Genomic DNA, 16,654 nt, shown 5'->3' on the forward strand with positions numbered 1-16,654 from the left:
TGATAGAAATTTAATCATCCTTCCGGCACGGTTCCGGCCATGAAAGCGATTCTGCCCAAGCGCTCCGACGGTCCCGTTGCGGCAATCAAGAAACCTGCAGGCGCCGATGCTGTTTTCCAGTAAACGAAGGCTGCTTTACCTGTACCTGCGCGAAGGCTGGCGCCGCTTTTCGCGCCGGCTTTCGCTCGGGCGGTTGTCGGCGCTGCGCTTTTCCGGATCGACGCCGGACCGGCTCATCGTCGCACCCACGGATCTCAGGGCTATCGATCCTTTCGTCGCGGAGGAGATACTTCAGGGCCGCTATCCGCTGGCCGGCCGGGTGCTCGATACCGAAGGCGAATCGCCCTTCGAGATCGATCTGCCGTCGCATGAATTTGCCAATCGGCTCCATGCCTTCGACTGGCTGCGCCACATGCGCGCCGTCCGCGACGACGCCGGCTTTGCCAGGCTGCGGCAGATCCTCGACGACTGGATGGGCACGCATGGCCGCAATATCGGCGGCATCGCCTGGGAGGCGGACGTGATCGCCCAGCGCGTTATTGCCTGGCTGTCGCATTCGCCGGTGGTGTTGCGCCACGCCGAGCACGGTTTCTATCGCCGCTTCCTGAAGAGCCTCGCCTTTCAGGTCCGCTATCTCCGCCACATCGCCGAGACCGTCCCGGATGGTGAGGCACGGCTCAGGGTTCGCATCGCTTTGGCGATGGCGTCCGTGTCGATGCCCGTCTCCCCTTCGGCACTGCGCCGGACCGGGCGCAGCCTGGATCTCGAGCTCGACCGGCAGATCCTGCCCGATGGCGGCCATTTCTCCCGCAATCCGCGTGCCGGGCTCGAACTGCTTCTCGATCTGCTGCCGTTGCGCCAGACCTATGTCAATCTCGGTCACGACGTGCCGTCGCGGCTGATCTCCGGCATCGATCGCATGTACCCTGCGCTTCGGTTCTTCCGGCATCAGAGCGGGGAACTGGCGCTCTTCAACGGCGCCACCTCGGTGCCGGCGCACGAGCTTGCTTCGGTGCTGCGTTACGACGAGACCGCGGGTGAGCCGTTCCGGTCGCTTCCGCATATCAATTTCGAGCGGCTCTCGCTCGGCGAGACCGTCGTCATCGTGGATACCGGGCGTCCGCTGTCGGTCGATCTGTCGCGCGGCGCCCATGCCGGCTGCCTCTCCTTCGAGATGTCTTCGGGACGAAATCGTCTGATCATCAATTCCGGCGCCCCCAAATTCGCCGGCGAACGATTTCGGCAAATGGCCCGCGCCACTGCCGCGCACTCGACGGTGACGGTGAACGACACCTCCTCCTCGCGCTTTTCGCAATCGGCCTTTCTCGGTCCGATCATCGTCAGTGGGGTATCGCGAATCGAGGCGGAGCGAAACGACGAGCCCGGCCGCATCGAATCGGTCAAGGCGCGCCATGATGGCTATCTCGGCGCCTTCGGGCTCATCCACGAGCGCGACATCGGTGTCCTGAACGGCGGCCGGTTGATCCGAGGACGCGACCGGCTTGCCCGGGAAAGCGGCAGCGATCCGGAGGCGTCCGATGCGGCGATTGCCGTTGCCCGCTTTCACATCCATCCGGCGATCGGGCTTCGCCAGAGCAGCAAGAGCGAGATCTATTTGAGTGCGCCCGACGGCGAGGGCTGGCTTTTTGCCTGCCGGGACGGGGAAGTGGCGATCGAGGAGGACGTCTTCTTCGCCGACCCCTCCGGTGTGCGCGCCTCGTCGCAGATCACCGTCATCTTCGCGGCGGGGTCGCAACCGGAGATCCAGTGGACGCTGACCCGCGAGGGTTAATCCATGTCGCCGAAAACTGTGCAGGGGTTTGGGATGACAACATGCACAAACCAGCGTCGAAAGCGCGCCGAGAGCCCGACATTCTTTAGACCGAACGACGAAGGCTATTTTCCGCCCGCCGCAGCGGCCGAAGGTTTCTTCCGCTGGCAAGCTATGCTACGGGCAGCCATCCCAATCGCCGGCACCCCCTCTTTCAAGCGTCCGGCGCTGCCAAAGGAGCATGGTTGATGGCTGTCGCCTCCAAGAAAATCCCGGCTCCGGACGAAGTCCGGATCCAAACCGCCCTCCTCTCCGTGTCCGACAAGGCGGGCATCGTCGAACTCGCCCGTGCGCTCGACGAAAAGGGTGTGCGGCTGGTCTCCACCGGTGGCACCCACAAGGCACTTGCGGCGGCGGGGCTTCCCGTCATGGACGTTTCCGAATTGACCGGCTTTCCGGAAGTCATGGACGGGCGCGTCAAGACGCTTCATCCCGGCGTGCATGGCGGCCTGCTCGCTATTCGCGACGATGCAGACCACAAGGCGGCGATGGACGAGCATGGCATTGCCGCGATCGATCTCGTCGTCATCAATCTCTATCCGTTCGAGGAGGTCCGCGCCCAGGGCGGCGACTATCCGACCACCGTCGAGAATATCGACATCGGCGGGCCGGCGATGATCCGCGCATCGGCCAAGAACCATGCCTATGTGACGATCGTCACCGATCCGGCCGACTATTCGGTGCTGCTCGACGAAATCGCCAACGGCACGACGCGCTACGCCTTTCGCCAGAAAATGGCGGCCAAGGCCTACGCCCGGACGGCTGCCTATGACGCGGCGATCTCCAACTGGTTCGCCGAGGCGCTCGACACGCCCATGCCGCGCCATCGCGTCATTGGCGGCGTGCTGAAGGAAGAAATGCGCTACGGCGAGAACCCGCATCAGAAGGCGGGCTTCTACGTTACCGGCGAGAACCGGCCCGGAGTCGCGACCGCGGCGCTGCTGCAGGGCAAGCAGCTTTCCTACAACAACATCAACGATACGGACGCAGCTTTCGAGCTGGTGGCGGAGTTCCTGCCCGAAAAGGCGCCGGCCTGCGCGATCATCAAGCACGCCAACCCCTGCGGCGTCGCCACCGCGCCGTCGCTCGCCGAAGCCTATCGTCGCGCGCTCGCCTGCGATTCGACCTCGGCCTTCGGCGGCATCATCGCGCTCAACCAAGAGCTCGATGCGGAAACGGCCGAAGAGATCGTCAAGCTCTTCACCGAGGTGATCATCGCGCCGTCCATCAGCGACGAGGCCAAGGCGATCATCGCCAAGAAGCCGAACCTCCGTCTGCTGGCGGCCGGCGGCCTGCCGGATCCGCGCACGCCGGGCTTGACCGCCAAGACGGTCGCCGGCGGGTTCTTGGTCCAGACGCGCGACAACGGCATGGTCGAGGACCTGGAGCTCAAGGTCGTCACCAAGCGCGCGCCGTCGGCACAGGAGCTCGAGGACATGAAATTCGCCTTCAAGGTGGCGAAGCACGTCAAGTCGAACGCGGTGGTCTATGCGAAGGATGGCCAGACGGCCGGCATCGGCGCCGGCCAGATGAGCCGCGTCGATTCGGCCCGCATCGCCGCCATAAAGGCCGAGGAAGCCGCCAAGTCGCTCGGCCTTGCCGCGCCGCTGACGCGTGGGTCCGCCGTCGCATCGGAGGCCTTCCTGCCCTTCGCGGACGGACTGCTGTCGGCAATCGCCGCCGGCGCCACCGCCGTCATCCAGCCGGGCGGCTCGATGCGCGACGACGAGGTGATCGCGGCGGCCAACGAGCACAATGTCGCGATGGTCTTCACCGGCATGCGGCACTTCCGGCATTAAGGGAGGCGGCGCCAAGCGCGCCGAATTGCGTGCAGGAGCGGCGATGCGCCGAGCGGGCGCCGCTTGTCCCTTCTCCCCGCCTGCGGGGAGAGGGTGCCGGCAGGCGGATGAGGGGCGTTACACTCCGAGAACTACGCGCAAAAAACCTTCTGCCGGCGGCTTCACCCCGGCCGATGGGCCGGGTAGGGCGTGCGCAGCAGGGCGACCAGTCCGACGGCGAGGAAGGCGACCAGCGCCATCATGCCGATCCGGGCCGAACCGGTCATCACCGTGATGGTCGCCACCGAGGCGGGCGCCAGGAAAGAGGTGGCGCGGCCTGACAGCGCATAGAGCCCGAAATAGCGCCCGGCCTCGTCGGCCGCGACGCTGCGGGAGAGATAGGACCGCGACGAGGCCTGCACCGGGCCGAAGGCGATACCGACCAGCAGGCCATAAAGGATATAGGCCTTCTCGGCCGCGGTGCCGAAAAGCCCGCCCGAATCGGCGATCGGCAGCGCGACAAGCCCGAACAGCGTGAAACCGGGACCGGTCGAGACGATGCCGAGCGTCGCCACCGTCAGGCAGACGAGGCTGGCGACGACGATCTTCTTTGAGCCGAGGTGAGTATCGAGCCAGCTGGCGCAAAGGCAGCCGCCAATCGCCACGACGTTCAGGATGATGCCGTAGAGGCCGAGTTCCATTGTCTGCCAGCCGAACATGCCGGCGGCGAAAGTGCCGCCGAGCGCGAGCAAGCCGTTGACGCCGTCCTGGTAGATCATACGGGCGATCAGGAAGCGCAGGATTCCCGCCCTGTCCCTGAGCTCGCCGAGCGTGCCCCGGAGTTCCGTGAGGCCCCGGGCGGTCGCCTCCCTGAGGGATGCCTTCGCCTTGCCTGCATCGGGGGTGAAGAGAAACATCGGCAGGATGAAGACCAGGTACCAAAGTGCCGCGATCGGGCCGGTGATGCGGGCGTCTTCGCCCCTGGCCGGATCGAGCCGGAAAAGCGGATCGAGCCCGAGCCCCGTCTTGCCGGTAGCCGGATTCCCGGCAAGCAGGGCGACGACTCCGATCAGCACGGTCATGCCGCCGAGATAGCCCATTCCCCAGGCGAGGTTGGAGATTCGCCCGACCTCCTTTTCGCCGACGAGGCGCGGCATCATCGAATCGTTGAAGACGATCGAAAACTCGGCGGCGACCGTTGCCAGCGCCAGGAAGATCGCGGGGTAGATCAGCGGTGTACCGGGCACCGCAAACCAGAGCATGGCGAGCGAGACGACCTTGATGACGGCGAAGAAGCCGATCCACGGTTTGCGGGGTCCGGTCGCATCGGCAATGGCGCCAAGCACCGGAGAAAGCACCGCAATGACGATGCCGGAAACCGTGAGCGTGTAGGCCCAGATCGCCTGCCCCGCGGCATGGTCGGTCGTCAGCCGGGAAACGAAATAAGGCGCGAAGATGAAGGTGGTGATAACCGTGAAGAAAGGCTGAGCCGCCCAGTCGAACAGCATCCAGCCGGCAATGCCGAGACGGGTGGTTTTCGGCTGTTCGGTCGTTCGTCCGGCCCTCAAATCCAAGGTCCCCTCCCGGATCAAGACAGCCCGCGCCGTTTAACAGGCGCGAGTGCCAATGCATTGATTTCGCTTGAACCGGGAACGGAATCAGTCCTCCGGGCCAGCGGCCCGGAGGACTGTGTCATTTCGCCCTGCCGCGTGCAAGATCGCTGAGGAGGCCTGCGGCGACGGTGATCTTGGCAAGCGTCGTCTCGCCCTTTTCGGTCAGGAGCTTCAACTGGTCGCCAGCGCGCGTGACACGCTCACGGTCCTGCTCCTGCCAGGCGACAACCGGATTGCGGTCTCGCTTCTGTTCGACGAGTGCGGCGATTGTGATATCGCGCCGGGCGGTGGCGATGTCGGCAACGGCCCGGGTCAGCGCCATCGCCTCGAACTGTTCGGCGGCGGGCACCCGGTCGGCGGCCGCCAGCAAACGGTTGACCCGGAGCATTTCGGTCACGCCAAAGTAGCCTTGAGCCGTGCGATTGAGAGGCTCGCCGGTTACCGTAGCGATCTGCATGATCTCTGGGACCAGGGTCATCAGCGACAGTTCCGCGATTTCTTCGGCGAGCTTTGCCGGCACGCCGCTCTCGATGAAGCCTGCCGCCTTCAGGCGCGCCTCCTCGGCGCTCTCGCTCGATATCGCCGCGCGCATCGCGCCGCGCAGCTTCTGCAGCCCGTCGCGCAGGCGCTGAACGGCGTCGGCAACGGGACCCTCACTCGCTCGCGTGCGCAAGGCCCTTTCTGCGACGAGTGCAAAGATGCGCCCGACTTCCTGGTAGAGCCTGTTCTGGATCACGCCGCTGATCCTGTTGTCGAGCGCGTCGATCTCGCCAAAGATTCGCGGCAGGTCGAAACCGTCGAGTGCCAGGACCGCGGCCTTGACGACGTCGGCGGAAAGGAAACCGGTCGCGTCCGTCAGCGTCGAGACGAAGGCGGGGCCGCCGCGGTTGATCGTTTCGTTGGCGAGCACCGTGGCAATGATCTCGCGGCGCAGCCGATGGCCGTGGATGTCCCCGGCATAGGTCTTGCGCATCTTTGCCGGGAAGTAGCGTTCGAGCGTCGCGGTGAAATAGGGGTCGTCCGGCAGACCGCTCTGGATCAGTTCCTCGAACAGCACCAGTTTCGCGTAGGAGAGCAGCACGCCGATCTCCGGGCGCGTCAACGGCTTGCCCGCCTGGTAACGCTCGGCCATCGCCAGCTCAGTCGGCAGCGTCTCCACCTTGCGGTTGAGATGCCCGTCGGTCTCGAGCCGCGCCATCAGCCGCGCCAGCGGCGTGCGGTTGGCGAGGCCCTGCATTTCGGTGAGCGAGATCGCCAGCGATTGCTGGTAGTTGTTGCGCAGTACGAGATGGGCGACCTCGTCGGTCATCGCGGCCAGCAGCGTGTTGCGCTTGGGCCGGGTCAGGCGTCCGTCGCGCATCGCCGAGGCGAGCGCGATCTTGATGTTGACCTCGACGTCGGAGGAATTGACGCCGGCCGAATTGTCGATGGCATCGGAATTGCAGCGCCCGCCGGCGAGCGAGAAGCCGATGCGCCCCTTCTGGGTGACGCCGAGATTGGCGCCCTCGCCGATCACCCGGGCGCGCACCTCGTCCGCCGTGACGCGGATCGGGTCGTTGGCGCGGTCGCCGACCTCGGCGTCCGTCTCGTTGCTGCCGCGCACATAGGTGCCGATGCCGCCGAACCACAGGAGATCCACCTGGCTCTTCAGGATCGCGTTCATGATCTCGAACGGCGTCGCCTTCTGCTTGTCGATGCCGATCGCGGCCATTGCCTCGGGCGTCAGCGTGACGAGTTTCTCGGCCCGCGAGATGATCATCGCGCCGGGCGAAAGCGTCTTGCGGTCGTAGTCCTGCCAGCTCGAGCGCGGCAGCGCGAACATGCGCTTGCGCTCGGCAAAGGAGAGATCGATATCCGGATTCGGATCGATGAAGATGTCGCGGTGGTCGAAGGCGGCAAGCAGCCGGATCTTTTCCGAGAGCAGCATGCCGTTGCCGAAGACGTCGCCCGACATGTCGCCGACGCCGGCGACCGTGAAGGGCGTCGTCTGGATGTCGATGTCCATCTCACGAAAGTGCCGCTTGACGGCTTCCCAGGCGCCGCGCGCGGTGATGCCCATCTTCTTGTGGTCGTAGCCGGCAGAGCCACCCGAGGCGAAGGCGTCGTCGAGCCAGAAGCCGGCCTCCTGAGCCAGGCCGTTCGCCGTGTCCGAGAAGGTCGCGGTCCCCTTGTCGGCTGCGACGACGAAATACGGGTCGTCGCCGTCGAGACGAAGCGTGTCCTGAGGCGGCACGACCTCCTGGCCGACGATGTTGTCCGTCACCGAGAGCAGCGTGCGGATATAGGTCTTGTAGGCCTCGGTTCCGGCCTTGAAGACCTCGTCGCGGCTGCCGCCGACGGGCAGCTGCTTCGGGTAGAAGCCGCCCTTGGCGCCGACCGGAACGATGACGGCGTTCTTGACCTGCTGCGCCTTGACGAGGCCCAGCACCTCGGTGCGGTAATCCTGGGCCCGGTCGGACCAGCGCAGCCCGCCGCGCGCCACCTTGCCGAAACGCAGATGCACGCCTTCCACTTCGGTGCCGTAGACGAAGATTTCGCGGAAGGGGCGCGGCTCCGGCAGGCCTTCGAGCTGTTTCGGATCGAGCTTGAAGGCAAGGACGGGACGCGGTCTGCCTACGGCATCCTTCTGGAAAAAATTGGTTCTCAGCGTCGACTGGATGACGTTGATGTAGCGGCGCAGGATCCGGTCCTCGTCGAGACTGGGCACGGCGGAGAGCGCCTCCTCGATCGCGGCCAGCAGGACGCCGGTCTTCTTCGCGCGTGCCTTGGCGTCCGCCCTCGGATCGAGCCGCGACGAGAACAGCCGGAAGATATCGGCGGCGATCGCCGGATATTTGTTCAGCGTGTCGGCGATATAGCCTTGAGAATAGGTGATCCCTGCCTGACGCAGATAGCGCGAATAGGCGCGCAGCACCGTTACTTCGCGGGCGGTGAGCCCGGCGAGCAGGACCAGCCGGTTGAAGTTGTCGTCCTCGATCGTGCCGTTCCAGGCGGCGAGGAAGGCTTCCTCCAGGGCGGCACCCGTCTTGGCGAGATGGACCGTGTGGCCGTCGCGGTGGATGAGTTCCATGTCGTGCAGCACGACCTCGCGCGGGTCTTCGCCATGGGCGCGCACACCGATGTCGTGGGTCTGCTCGCTGATGACGCGGAAGCCGAGATTCTCGAGGAGCGGCACGCGGAGGGAGAGCGAGACCGGCGTGTCGGCGTGGAATATCTTCAGTTCCAGCGCGTCGGGCCGCTCCCGGTCCCGGTTGTAGAAGGAAATGCGAATCGGATCGCCCGACCTGCAGGCGGCGATGTCGCCAAGGTCCGCATAGGCCTCGGCCGGCGTGAATGCCGCCTGATAGGCTTCGCCGGCCGAAAGCTCGATGCCGTCCTTGCGGGCGAGCAGGTTGAAGCGGTCGGTCCAGCGGGTGACGATCGTACGGACCGCCTCCTCGAGCTTGGCCTGCGGGACGCGCGGCGTCTTGCCGCCCGAGCGCCCGATGATGAAGTGGACACGGGCGAGACCGCCCTCGGGGAAGGCAGGGTAATAGGCGGAGACGCGGCCGTCATAGACGGTTTTCAGGTAATCGCCGATCTTCTCGCGGACATCGGAATCATATTGCTCGCGCGGCACGAAGACGATGACCGAGACGAAGCGGTCGAAGTGGTCGATGCGCGGCAGAACGCGGACCCGCGGCCGGTCGCCGAGTTCGTTGATCTGCTCTGCGAAGGCGGCGAGCAGGCCGACGTCGATCTGGAAGAGATCGTCGCGCGGATAGGATTCGAGCGTATTCGCCAGCATCTTGCCGGAGTGGCTCTGCGGATCGTAGCCGAAGTGATCGATGATCTTCTCGATCTTGTGCCTCAACAGCGGGATCTCGGCCGCCTGCCGCGTATAGGCGGTCGAGGTGAAGAGCCCGACGATGCGGAGTTCCCCGACGACATTGCCGGAAGCGTCGAACCGCTTGACGCCGATATAGTCCATGTAGGCCCGGCGGTGCACGACCGACTTCACATTGGCCTTGGTGACGATCAGGAAGTCCGGTCCTTCCAGGAAGGCGAGGATCTCCGGCGTCGTCAGCACCGCATCCTTGCCCTGGCGCAGGACGCGGACTTCCGGGTTGGACAGGATGCCGAGGCCCCGGCCCTTGCCACGTTCGACCGTCGCTTTCTCACCCTTGCCGGAATAGGTGTATTCGCGCATCCCGAGGAAGGTGAAATTGTTGTCCCTTAGCCAGCGAAGAAAGGCGAGTGCCTCGTCGCGGTCGCTTTTCTTGCGGGAGGCGTTGTAGTCCTCCAGTTCCTGCATGGCCTGATCGAGCAAGGCGGTCATTGCCGGCCAATCATGGACCGTTTGATGAACCTGTTCGAGCACGTCGGTGATCCGCTTGCTCAGCGACCGCTCCTCGAGCGGCGTCAGCTTGCTCAAATGGATCTGGATATGGCTGACGCGGTGCGCCGGGTTGCTTTCCTCGTCCGGATCGAAGAGTTTCACCGGCTGGCCGGGTTCCATGACGAGGATGGGATGGATTGCCAGGTGAATGTCGCGGTGGGTGCTCGTCACTTCCCCCATGACCGAGTCATAGAGGAAAGGCATGTTGCGCTCGGTGACGGCGATGATCGAGACCTGGGTTCCACCCGGCGCTACGCCCCGCACCGTCTCGACGGAAACCTGCGGTTTGCCGCCATCCCAGCGGGCCAGTTCCTTGCGGGCATGGGCGGCGGTCAGCGCCAGCATGTCCGGCGAATAGAGATCGAGGTCGTCGTTGCTCGCGCCCCCGAAGAGGATCTCCGGCGGCAGTGTCTCGGTCCCGATCTTGGTCACTGCCGCACGGGCCGCATCGATGTGACGGTCCCGCTTCGGATTATGCTTCACGCCCATGAATTCGCTCCCCCAAATGATAGTTGACCCTATCAGAACCATGGTCAATGGCGATCGTTTTTATGACGGATTTGGGCAAAATCGAGCCTGTTTTTGGAGAAATTCACGTAGAATCGACCTAAATCCATTTAAATCGGGGGCCATTTTCCGAAAATTTCTCTAAAAACGATGAAAACGGACAAAAACGCCGCAGTACTCTAAATGGGTCCCAAGGGACTCCCTGTTGACAGGGCTGCGACAGCGGGCGATCACACTTCGAATCGAAGGATGGTCTCGCCCGATGTCCGAAATGCCCGCCGCGCCCGGCGCCGTCATCGTCATATCCAGCCATGTGGTTCGCGGCACCGTCGGCAATCGTGCCGCCGTGTTCGCCCTGGAAACGCTCGGGCACCGGGTGTGGGCGCTGCCGACCGTCATTCTTCCCTGGCATCCCGGCCATGGCCGCTCGACGCGGGTGGTCATGCCTGACGCGGATTTCCAGTCGATCATCGGCGATCTCGTCAACGCGCCCTGGCGGGGCGAGGTGCGCGCCGTCCTCTCCGGCTACCTGGGCTCACCCGCGCAGGCCGAGGGCGTTGCCCAACTGGTGACGGCGCTCAAAGAACGCAGTCCGGACCTTTTCTACGCCTGCGACCCGGTGATCGGTGACGCGAACGGTCTTTACGTGCCGGTCGAGACCGCTGCCGCCATCCGCGATCGGCTGCTGCCGCTTGCGACGCTGGCGACGCCCAACCGGTTCGAGCTCGCCTGGCTTGCGGGCGCAGCACTTGAAAGCAACGCCGCGATCCTCGACGCAGCACTTGGTCTCGGGGCGTCCCGCGTGCTGGTGACGTCAGCGATCCCGATGATGAGCGGCGGCACCGGCAATCTCTATCTTTCCGGCCGGCATGCGCTCCTTGCCGAACACCGGCTGATCGACGATCCGCCGAACGGCACGGGCGACCTGCTCTCCGCCGTTTTTCTGGCGCGGCTTCTTCAGGGGCTTTCAGAGGATCGGGCGCTGCAGATGGCGACCGCCAGCGTGTTCGAGGTCATCGCGCGCAGCCGCAAGCGCGGCGCCGACGAACTGACGCTCGAGCAGGATGCTTCGAGTCTGGCGACGCCGATGGCGATGGTGCAGATGCGCCGGCTGATGCATCCGAGCATGCGTCCGAAATAAAGAAACTGCTCATAATGGATTGATCTGTCGATCGCAGCGAGGTAACCGATGGATATGCAGCGCTTCCCGGAACATCTTCTGAACGGCTACCGTAACTTCATGAACGGTCGCTTCAGCGAACAGCAGCAACGCTACAAGACGCTTGCAGAAACGGGCCAGAAGCCGCGGACGATGCTGATCGCCTGTTGCGATTCGCGGGCTGCCCCCGAAACGATTTTCGACTGTGGCCCGGGGGAGCTCTTCGTGGTCCGCAACGTCGCCAATCTGATGCCGCCCTATGAGCCGGACGGGCACTATCATTCGACCTCGGCGGCCCTGGAATTCGCGGTCCAGTCGCTGCGCGTCAGCGACATCGTCGTCATGGGCCACGGCCGCTGCGGCGGTATCAAGGCGGCGCTGGACCCGGATGCGGAACCACTCTCGCCCGGCGATTTCATCGGCCGCTGGATGAACCTCCTGAAGCCCGCCGCGGAGCAGATCCAGAGCAATGAGGTGATGACGCAGTCGGAACGCCAGCGCGCGCTCGAGCGCGTGTCGATCCGGAATTCGATCGCGAACCTCAAGACCTTTCCCTGCGTGCAGATTCTCGAAGCGAAGGGAAAGCTCTGTCTTCACGGCGCCTGGTTCGACATTTCGACCGGCGAGCTTTGGGTGATGGACGCCAAGACCGGCGATTTCGCCCGGCCGGGGATGTAAAACAGAAGAGCTCCCCTCATCCGCCTGCCGGCACCTTCTCCCCGCAAGCGGGGCGAAGGGACTTGCCGCGCCGCCTTAGTCCCCGCTCTCCCGCTCGGATCTTTGCAGAGGATAACGAAACTCCGTCGCCGTTCTTTGGCAAGCGAAAGCCATGCAGCGGGGCCTTCTCCCCGTCAGAACGGGGAGAAGGTAGCGGCAGCCGGATGAGGGGCGACTGCTGTTATTTCCTCAGTCGCCGTCGATCTCGGCGCCGATGATGGCGATCGCCTGCTGGTAGACGCTTGCGGCGTTCCAGCCCTGGATCGCGGCGTAATTGACCTCGCCGGGCTGGTAACCGCCGCCCGGCTGCCAGCCGTGGCCGCGCAGGAAGTTTGCGGTCGAGGCCAGTGCGTCGGCCTTGGAGCGGACCATGTCGATGTGGCCGTTGCCGTCGCCGTCGACGCCAAATTTCAGAACGTTCACCGGCAGGAACTGCGTCTGGCCGATTTCGCCATGGGCCGCGCCGCGCGCTGCCGGGCTGAGATCGCCCCGTTCGACGAGTTGAAGCGCGGCATAGAGCTGGTCGGTAAAGTAGGCGGAGCGGCGACAATCATAGGCGAGCGTCGAGACGGCGGAGAGCGTGTGCTCCTTGCCCATGAAGGAGCCGAAGCCGGTTTCCATGCCCCAGATCGCGATCAGCGGGCCGGCCGGCACGCCGAAGCGCTGCTCGAGGCTGTCGAAAAGCGCTGCGTTCTGAGCGCGCATCTTCCGGCCGCGCGAGATGATCGCCTGGCCGCCCCGCTTTTTCATGAACTGGTCGAAAGAGAGTTTGAAGCTCTTCTGACCGCGGTCGGCGCGGATCGTCGCCCGGCTATAGGAGACGTCGGCAAGTGCCTGATCGAGCACAGATGGGCTGATGCCGCTGCCGGCGGCCTCGCGCTTGAACTCGGCGACCCAGGCGGAAAAGCCGCCGGCGTCGTTGCCGCATTGCGCCGCCGAGACGGCCGTCGGAAGAAATGCTGTTGAGATGAGGGCTGCAAGCCCCGTCACTGCGCACCTTGCCATGTGCATTGTATACCCCGTCAAAGCCCGAATAGTTGACTTGAAAAGCCCGCCCCGCCCGGGCCTTCTCGTTCGCTCTCTCGTCCCCCGGGCGATGGTTTCACGTGAATCCATCGCCCGAACTCAATGCGAAACCCCGCAAGGTCAGTGTGGCCGCGCGGGGTTTCGGATTACACCTGATTGGCGCCTCTTCAGGCGGCCTGCTTGCGCGGCTTGATCAGGCCGCGGTTGACAAGCAGTTCGGCGATCTGGACGGCGTTCAGCGCCGCACCCTTGCGCAGGTTGTCGGAAACGACCCACATGTTGAGGCCGTTCTCGACGGTCGCGTCCTCGCGGATGCGCGAAATATAGGTCGCGTCTTCGCCGGCGCATTCGTAGGGAGTCACATAGCCGCCGTTCTCATGCTTGTCGACGACGAGGCAGCCCGGCGCCTCGCGCAGGATCTCGCGCGCCTCGTCGGCGGTGATCTCGTTCTCGAATTCGATATTGACCGATTCCGAATGGCCGATGAACACCGGCACGCGCACCGCCGTGCAGGTCACCTTGATCTTCGGATCGAGCATCTTCTTGGTCTCGGCGAGAACCTTCCACTCTTCCTTGGTGTAGCCGTCTTCCATGAAGACGTCGATGTGCGGAATGACGTTGAAGGCGATGCGCTTGGTGAACTTCTTGCTCTCGATCGGATCGGCGACGAAGACGGCGCGCGTCTGGTTGAAGAGCTCGTCCATGCCGTCCTTGCCGGCGCCGGAGACCGACTGGTAGGTGGAAACGACGACGCGCTTGATCTTCGCATGGTCGTGCAGCGGCTTCAGCGCGACGACGAGCTGCGCGGTCGAGCAATTCGGATTGGCGATGATGTTCTTCTTGGTGAAGCCGGAAACCGCGTCCGCGTTCACTTCCGGCACGATCAGCGGCACCTCGGCGTCGTAGCGCCAGGCCGAGGAATTGTCGATGACGACGCAGCCCTGCTGGCCGATCTTCGGCGAGTACTTCAGGGAGACCGCGCCGCCGGCCGACATCAGGCAAATGTCCGTGTCGGAGAAGTCATAGGTTTCGAGGTTGGAGACCTTCAGCGTCTTGTCGCCGTAGGAGACCTCGGTGCCGACGGAGCGCGACGAGGCGAGCGCCACAACCTCATCCGCAGGAAATCCCCGTTCGGAAAGGATGTTCAGCATCTCCCGGCCGACATTGCCGGTGGCGCCTGCGACTGCAATCTTGAAACCCATGATCTAAGCTCTCTTTCTGTCTCTCCTCGTCTGGTGGAGGCGGAGCCGCGCGGATTGTCCGCGAGGGTCCTGTCCCCGGCCGTACCGGGGAGAGAGCGGAGGGCCAGAGACGTCAGACGGTTTTCGTCGTCGTTTTGGCCGTTGTTTTGCTGGCGAGCGAGAAACAGCGAGCCTGCCCGGCACGGGCCGGCAAGTTCAGCGCATCGATGGACGAACTGCTCGGTCGCATCTCAAGTTTCCTCGTTCGCCGCTGCTCTTACCGGCTTTTCCACAAGAGTCAAGCCGGCGGCGGCTCTCCGCCTCGAATTGCGGGTCCGGCGCTTCCGCGCCGCCGTGCCGGACCGGGCCGCATTAGACGAAAGTCATAAGCCCAAAGCATCCCTGCCTCCGGCAAGGCTTTTCTGACATCTTCTCAAATCAGGCGTACCGCGTTCGCGGCTTCGGGGAGGAGCCGGGGACGATCCAAATGGACGCTCCTTTTGAAGTGGAGGATCATCAAAATGGCAAATGTCGCAACAGCGGACGGCGTAAGAAAAGCCGGTCCCATGACCGCCGAGGAGAAGAAGGTCATCTTCGCCTCGTCGCTCGGAACCGTCTTCGAATGGTATGATTTCTATCTTTACGGGTCGCTTGCCGTTTATATTGGCGCCACCTTCTTCAGCCAGTATCCGGAGACGACACGCAACATCTTCGCGCTGCTTGCATTTGCCGCCGGCTTCCTGGTGCGCCCCTTCGGCGCACTGGTCTTCGGCCGAATCGGGGACCTTGTCGGTCGCAAATATACGTTTCTTGTCACGATCCTGATCATGGGTCTTTCGACCTTCCTGGTCGGCATCCTGCCCGGCGCCGCTTCGATCGGCATCGCCGCGCCGATCATCTTGATCATGCTTCGCCTGCTGCAGGGCCTTGCGCTCGGCGGTGAATATGGCGGTGCTGCGACCTATGTGGCCGAACATGCGCCGCATGGACGCCGCGGCTACTTTACCTCGTGGATCCAGACGACGGCGACGCTCGGCCTGTTCCTGTCACTGGTGGTCATCCTGCTGGTTCAGTACATGGTCGGCAAGGAAGCCTTCGCCGCCTGGGGCTGGCGCGTGCCGTTCCTGCTCTCCTGCGTGCTTCTCGGTGTTTCCGTCTGGATACGGCTGAAGATGAACGAATCGCCGGCCTTCAAGAAGATGAAGGAAGAGGGCAAGGGTTCGAAGGCGCCGCTGACGGAGGCCTTCGGCCAATGGCGGAATGCCAAGGTCGCGCTGCTGGCGCTTTTCGGTGCCGTCGTCGGCCAGGCCGTCGTCTGGTACTCGGGCCAGTTCTACGCCTTGTTCTTCCTGCAGAGCATCCTGAAGATCGACGGCCAGTCGGCGAACCTGATGGTTGCCGCCTCGCTCGTGCTCGGCACCGGCTTCTTCGTGTTCTTCGGCTGGCTTTCCGACAAGATCGGCCGCAAGCCGATCATCATGGCCGGCCTGCTGCTCGCCATGCTGACCTATTTCCCGCTGTTCAAGACAATGACCTGGGCCGGCAACCCGGCTTTGGCCGAGGCACAGCAGAGCGTTCGCGCGACGGTTACTGCCGCCCCGGGGGACTGCAAGTTCCAGTTCAACCCGACCGGCACGGCGAAGTTCACGACCTCGTGCGACATCGCAACGGCCTTCCTGACCAAGAACTCGGTTCCCTATGACGTCGTGACAACGGCTGCGGCGGGAACCCCGGCGACGGTGAAAGTCGGCGAGACGACGATTACCAGCTATGACGCCGTTGCCGCCGGCGACAAGGCCAAGGCCGAGGACGCCGCGTTCAGCAAGCAGGTCAACATGGCGCTGCAAGTTTCGGGCTACCCGCTGGTGCGCGGTGCGGCCAAGGTGCCGGAATCGAAGCTCGACGGCTTCGTTGCCGCCAATCCGGAACTGGCCCTCGACGCGGCCGCCATCCGCGCCGGCGAAAAGACCATGGTCCCGGCCGACAAGCTCGTCGCCGACAAGCTGCTCACCAAGGAAGAAGTCGGCAGCGCCACCGAAATGGCGGTCTATTCGATCGACAAGGCCGGCACTTTCACGATGGTGGCCGACCCGGAGCGCGTCAACTGGACGGTAATCATCGCGGTTCTGACGGTCCTCGTCATCTATGTGACGATGGTCTACGGCCCGATCGCCGCGCTGCTGGTCGAGCTCTTCCCGACCCGCATCCGCTACACCGGCATGTCGCTGCCCTATCACATCGGCAACGGCTGGTTCGGTGGTCTTCTCCCGGCGACGGCCTTCGCGATGAGCGCCGCCAAGGGCGATATCTACTATGGCCTGTGGTATCCGATCGTGTTCGCCGGCCTCACGCTGGTCATCGGCCTGTTGTTCCTGCCGGAAACCAAGGACCGCGACATCCACCAGATGGACTGAGCGGACTCGAATCAAGACGCGGGATGAGGACGAAAAGCCGCTTCCCGCTT

Annotated in this window: 9 protein-coding genes; 5 read left to right on the top strand and 4 right to left on the bottom strand. The window is 64.1% G+C overall.

Going from position 1 to position 16,654, the window contains the following annotated elements; all coding sequences use genetic code 11:
• Positions 1 to 106 precede the first annotated feature (106 nt).
• Both AU381_RS14070 and purH read left to right on the top strand, forming a co-directional pair.
• Entirely contained in the window at positions 107 to 1,792 is a 1,686-nt protein-coding gene (locus AU381_RS14070; RefSeq protein WP_064242378.1) for a heparinase II/III family protein, read from the top strand.
• A gap of 227 nt (positions 1,793 to 2,019) precedes the next feature.
• A complete protein-coding gene (purH, locus tag AU381_RS14075; RefSeq protein ID WP_064242379.1) occupies positions 2,020 to 3,630 on the top strand; it encodes a bifunctional phosphoribosylaminoimidazolecarboxamide formyltransferase/IMP cyclohydrolase in 1,611 nt (536 codons plus the stop codon).
• 161 nt (positions 3,631 to 3,791) lie between these two features.
• Here the strand turns inward: purH and AU381_RS14080 are convergent, their stop codons facing one another.
• Positions 3,792 to 5,183 (bottom strand): MFS transporter, encoded by a 1,392-nt coding sequence (locus tag AU381_RS14080; protein ID WP_064242380.1) that lies wholly within the window; start codon positions 5,181 to 5,183, stop codon positions 3,792 to 3,794.
• 118 nt (positions 5,184 to 5,301) lie between these two features.
• Positions 5,302 to 10,089 carry an NAD-glutamate dehydrogenase gene (locus AU381_RS14085; protein ID WP_064242381.1) on the bottom strand — a complete coding sequence of 1,596 codons (4,788 nt, stop codon included), beginning with the start codon at positions 10,087 to 10,089 and terminating at the stop codon, positions 5,302 to 5,304.
• 280 nt (positions 10,090 to 10,369) lie between these two features.
• On the opposite strand from AU381_RS14085, the gene pdxY reads away from it, so the two are divergent.
• Together pdxY and AU381_RS14095 are read left to right on the top strand one after the other, a co-directional pair.
• Positions 10,370 to 11,248, top strand: a complete 879-nt coding sequence (gene pdxY, locus AU381_RS14090) for a pyridoxal kinase PdxY (protein WP_064242382.1) — start codon at positions 10,370 to 10,372, stop codon at positions 11,246 to 11,248.
• A gap of 54 nt (positions 11,249 to 11,302) precedes the next feature.
• Positions 11,303 to 11,944, top strand: a complete 642-nt coding sequence (locus tag AU381_RS14095; protein WP_064242643.1) for a carbonic anhydrase — start codon at positions 11,303 to 11,305, stop codon at positions 11,942 to 11,944.
• Between the two features lie 228 nt (positions 11,945 to 12,172).
• On the opposite strand, the gene AU381_RS14100 is transcribed toward AU381_RS14095, so the two are convergent.
• On the bottom strand, positions 12,173 to 12,994 hold the full coding sequence (locus AU381_RS14100; protein WP_064242383.1) for a lytic murein transglycosylase: 822 nt from the start codon (positions 12,992 to 12,994) through the stop codon (positions 12,173 to 12,175).
• 182 nt (positions 12,995 to 13,176) lie between these two features.
• Positions 13,177 to 14,211: an aspartate-semialdehyde dehydrogenase gene (locus AU381_RS14105; protein ID WP_064242384.1), complete on the bottom strand. Its 1,035-nt coding sequence runs from the start codon at positions 14,209 to 14,211 to the stop codon at positions 13,177 to 13,179.
• Between the two features lie 500 nt (positions 14,212 to 14,711).
• Between AU381_RS14105 and AU381_RS14110 the strand changes: the two genes are divergently transcribed.
• Positions 14,712 to 16,604, top strand: a complete 1,893-nt coding sequence (locus tag AU381_RS14110) for an MFS transporter (RefSeq protein ID WP_064242385.1) — start codon at positions 14,712 to 14,714, stop codon at positions 16,602 to 16,604.
• The last annotated feature ends 50 nt before the right edge of the window (positions 16,605 to 16,654 follow it).

It is taken from the genome of Sinorhizobium glycinis, from assembly GCF_001651865.1.
In the GTDB taxonomy this organism is placed as follows: domain Bacteria; phylum Pseudomonadota; class Alphaproteobacteria; order Rhizobiales; family Rhizobiaceae; genus Sinorhizobium; species Sinorhizobium glycinis.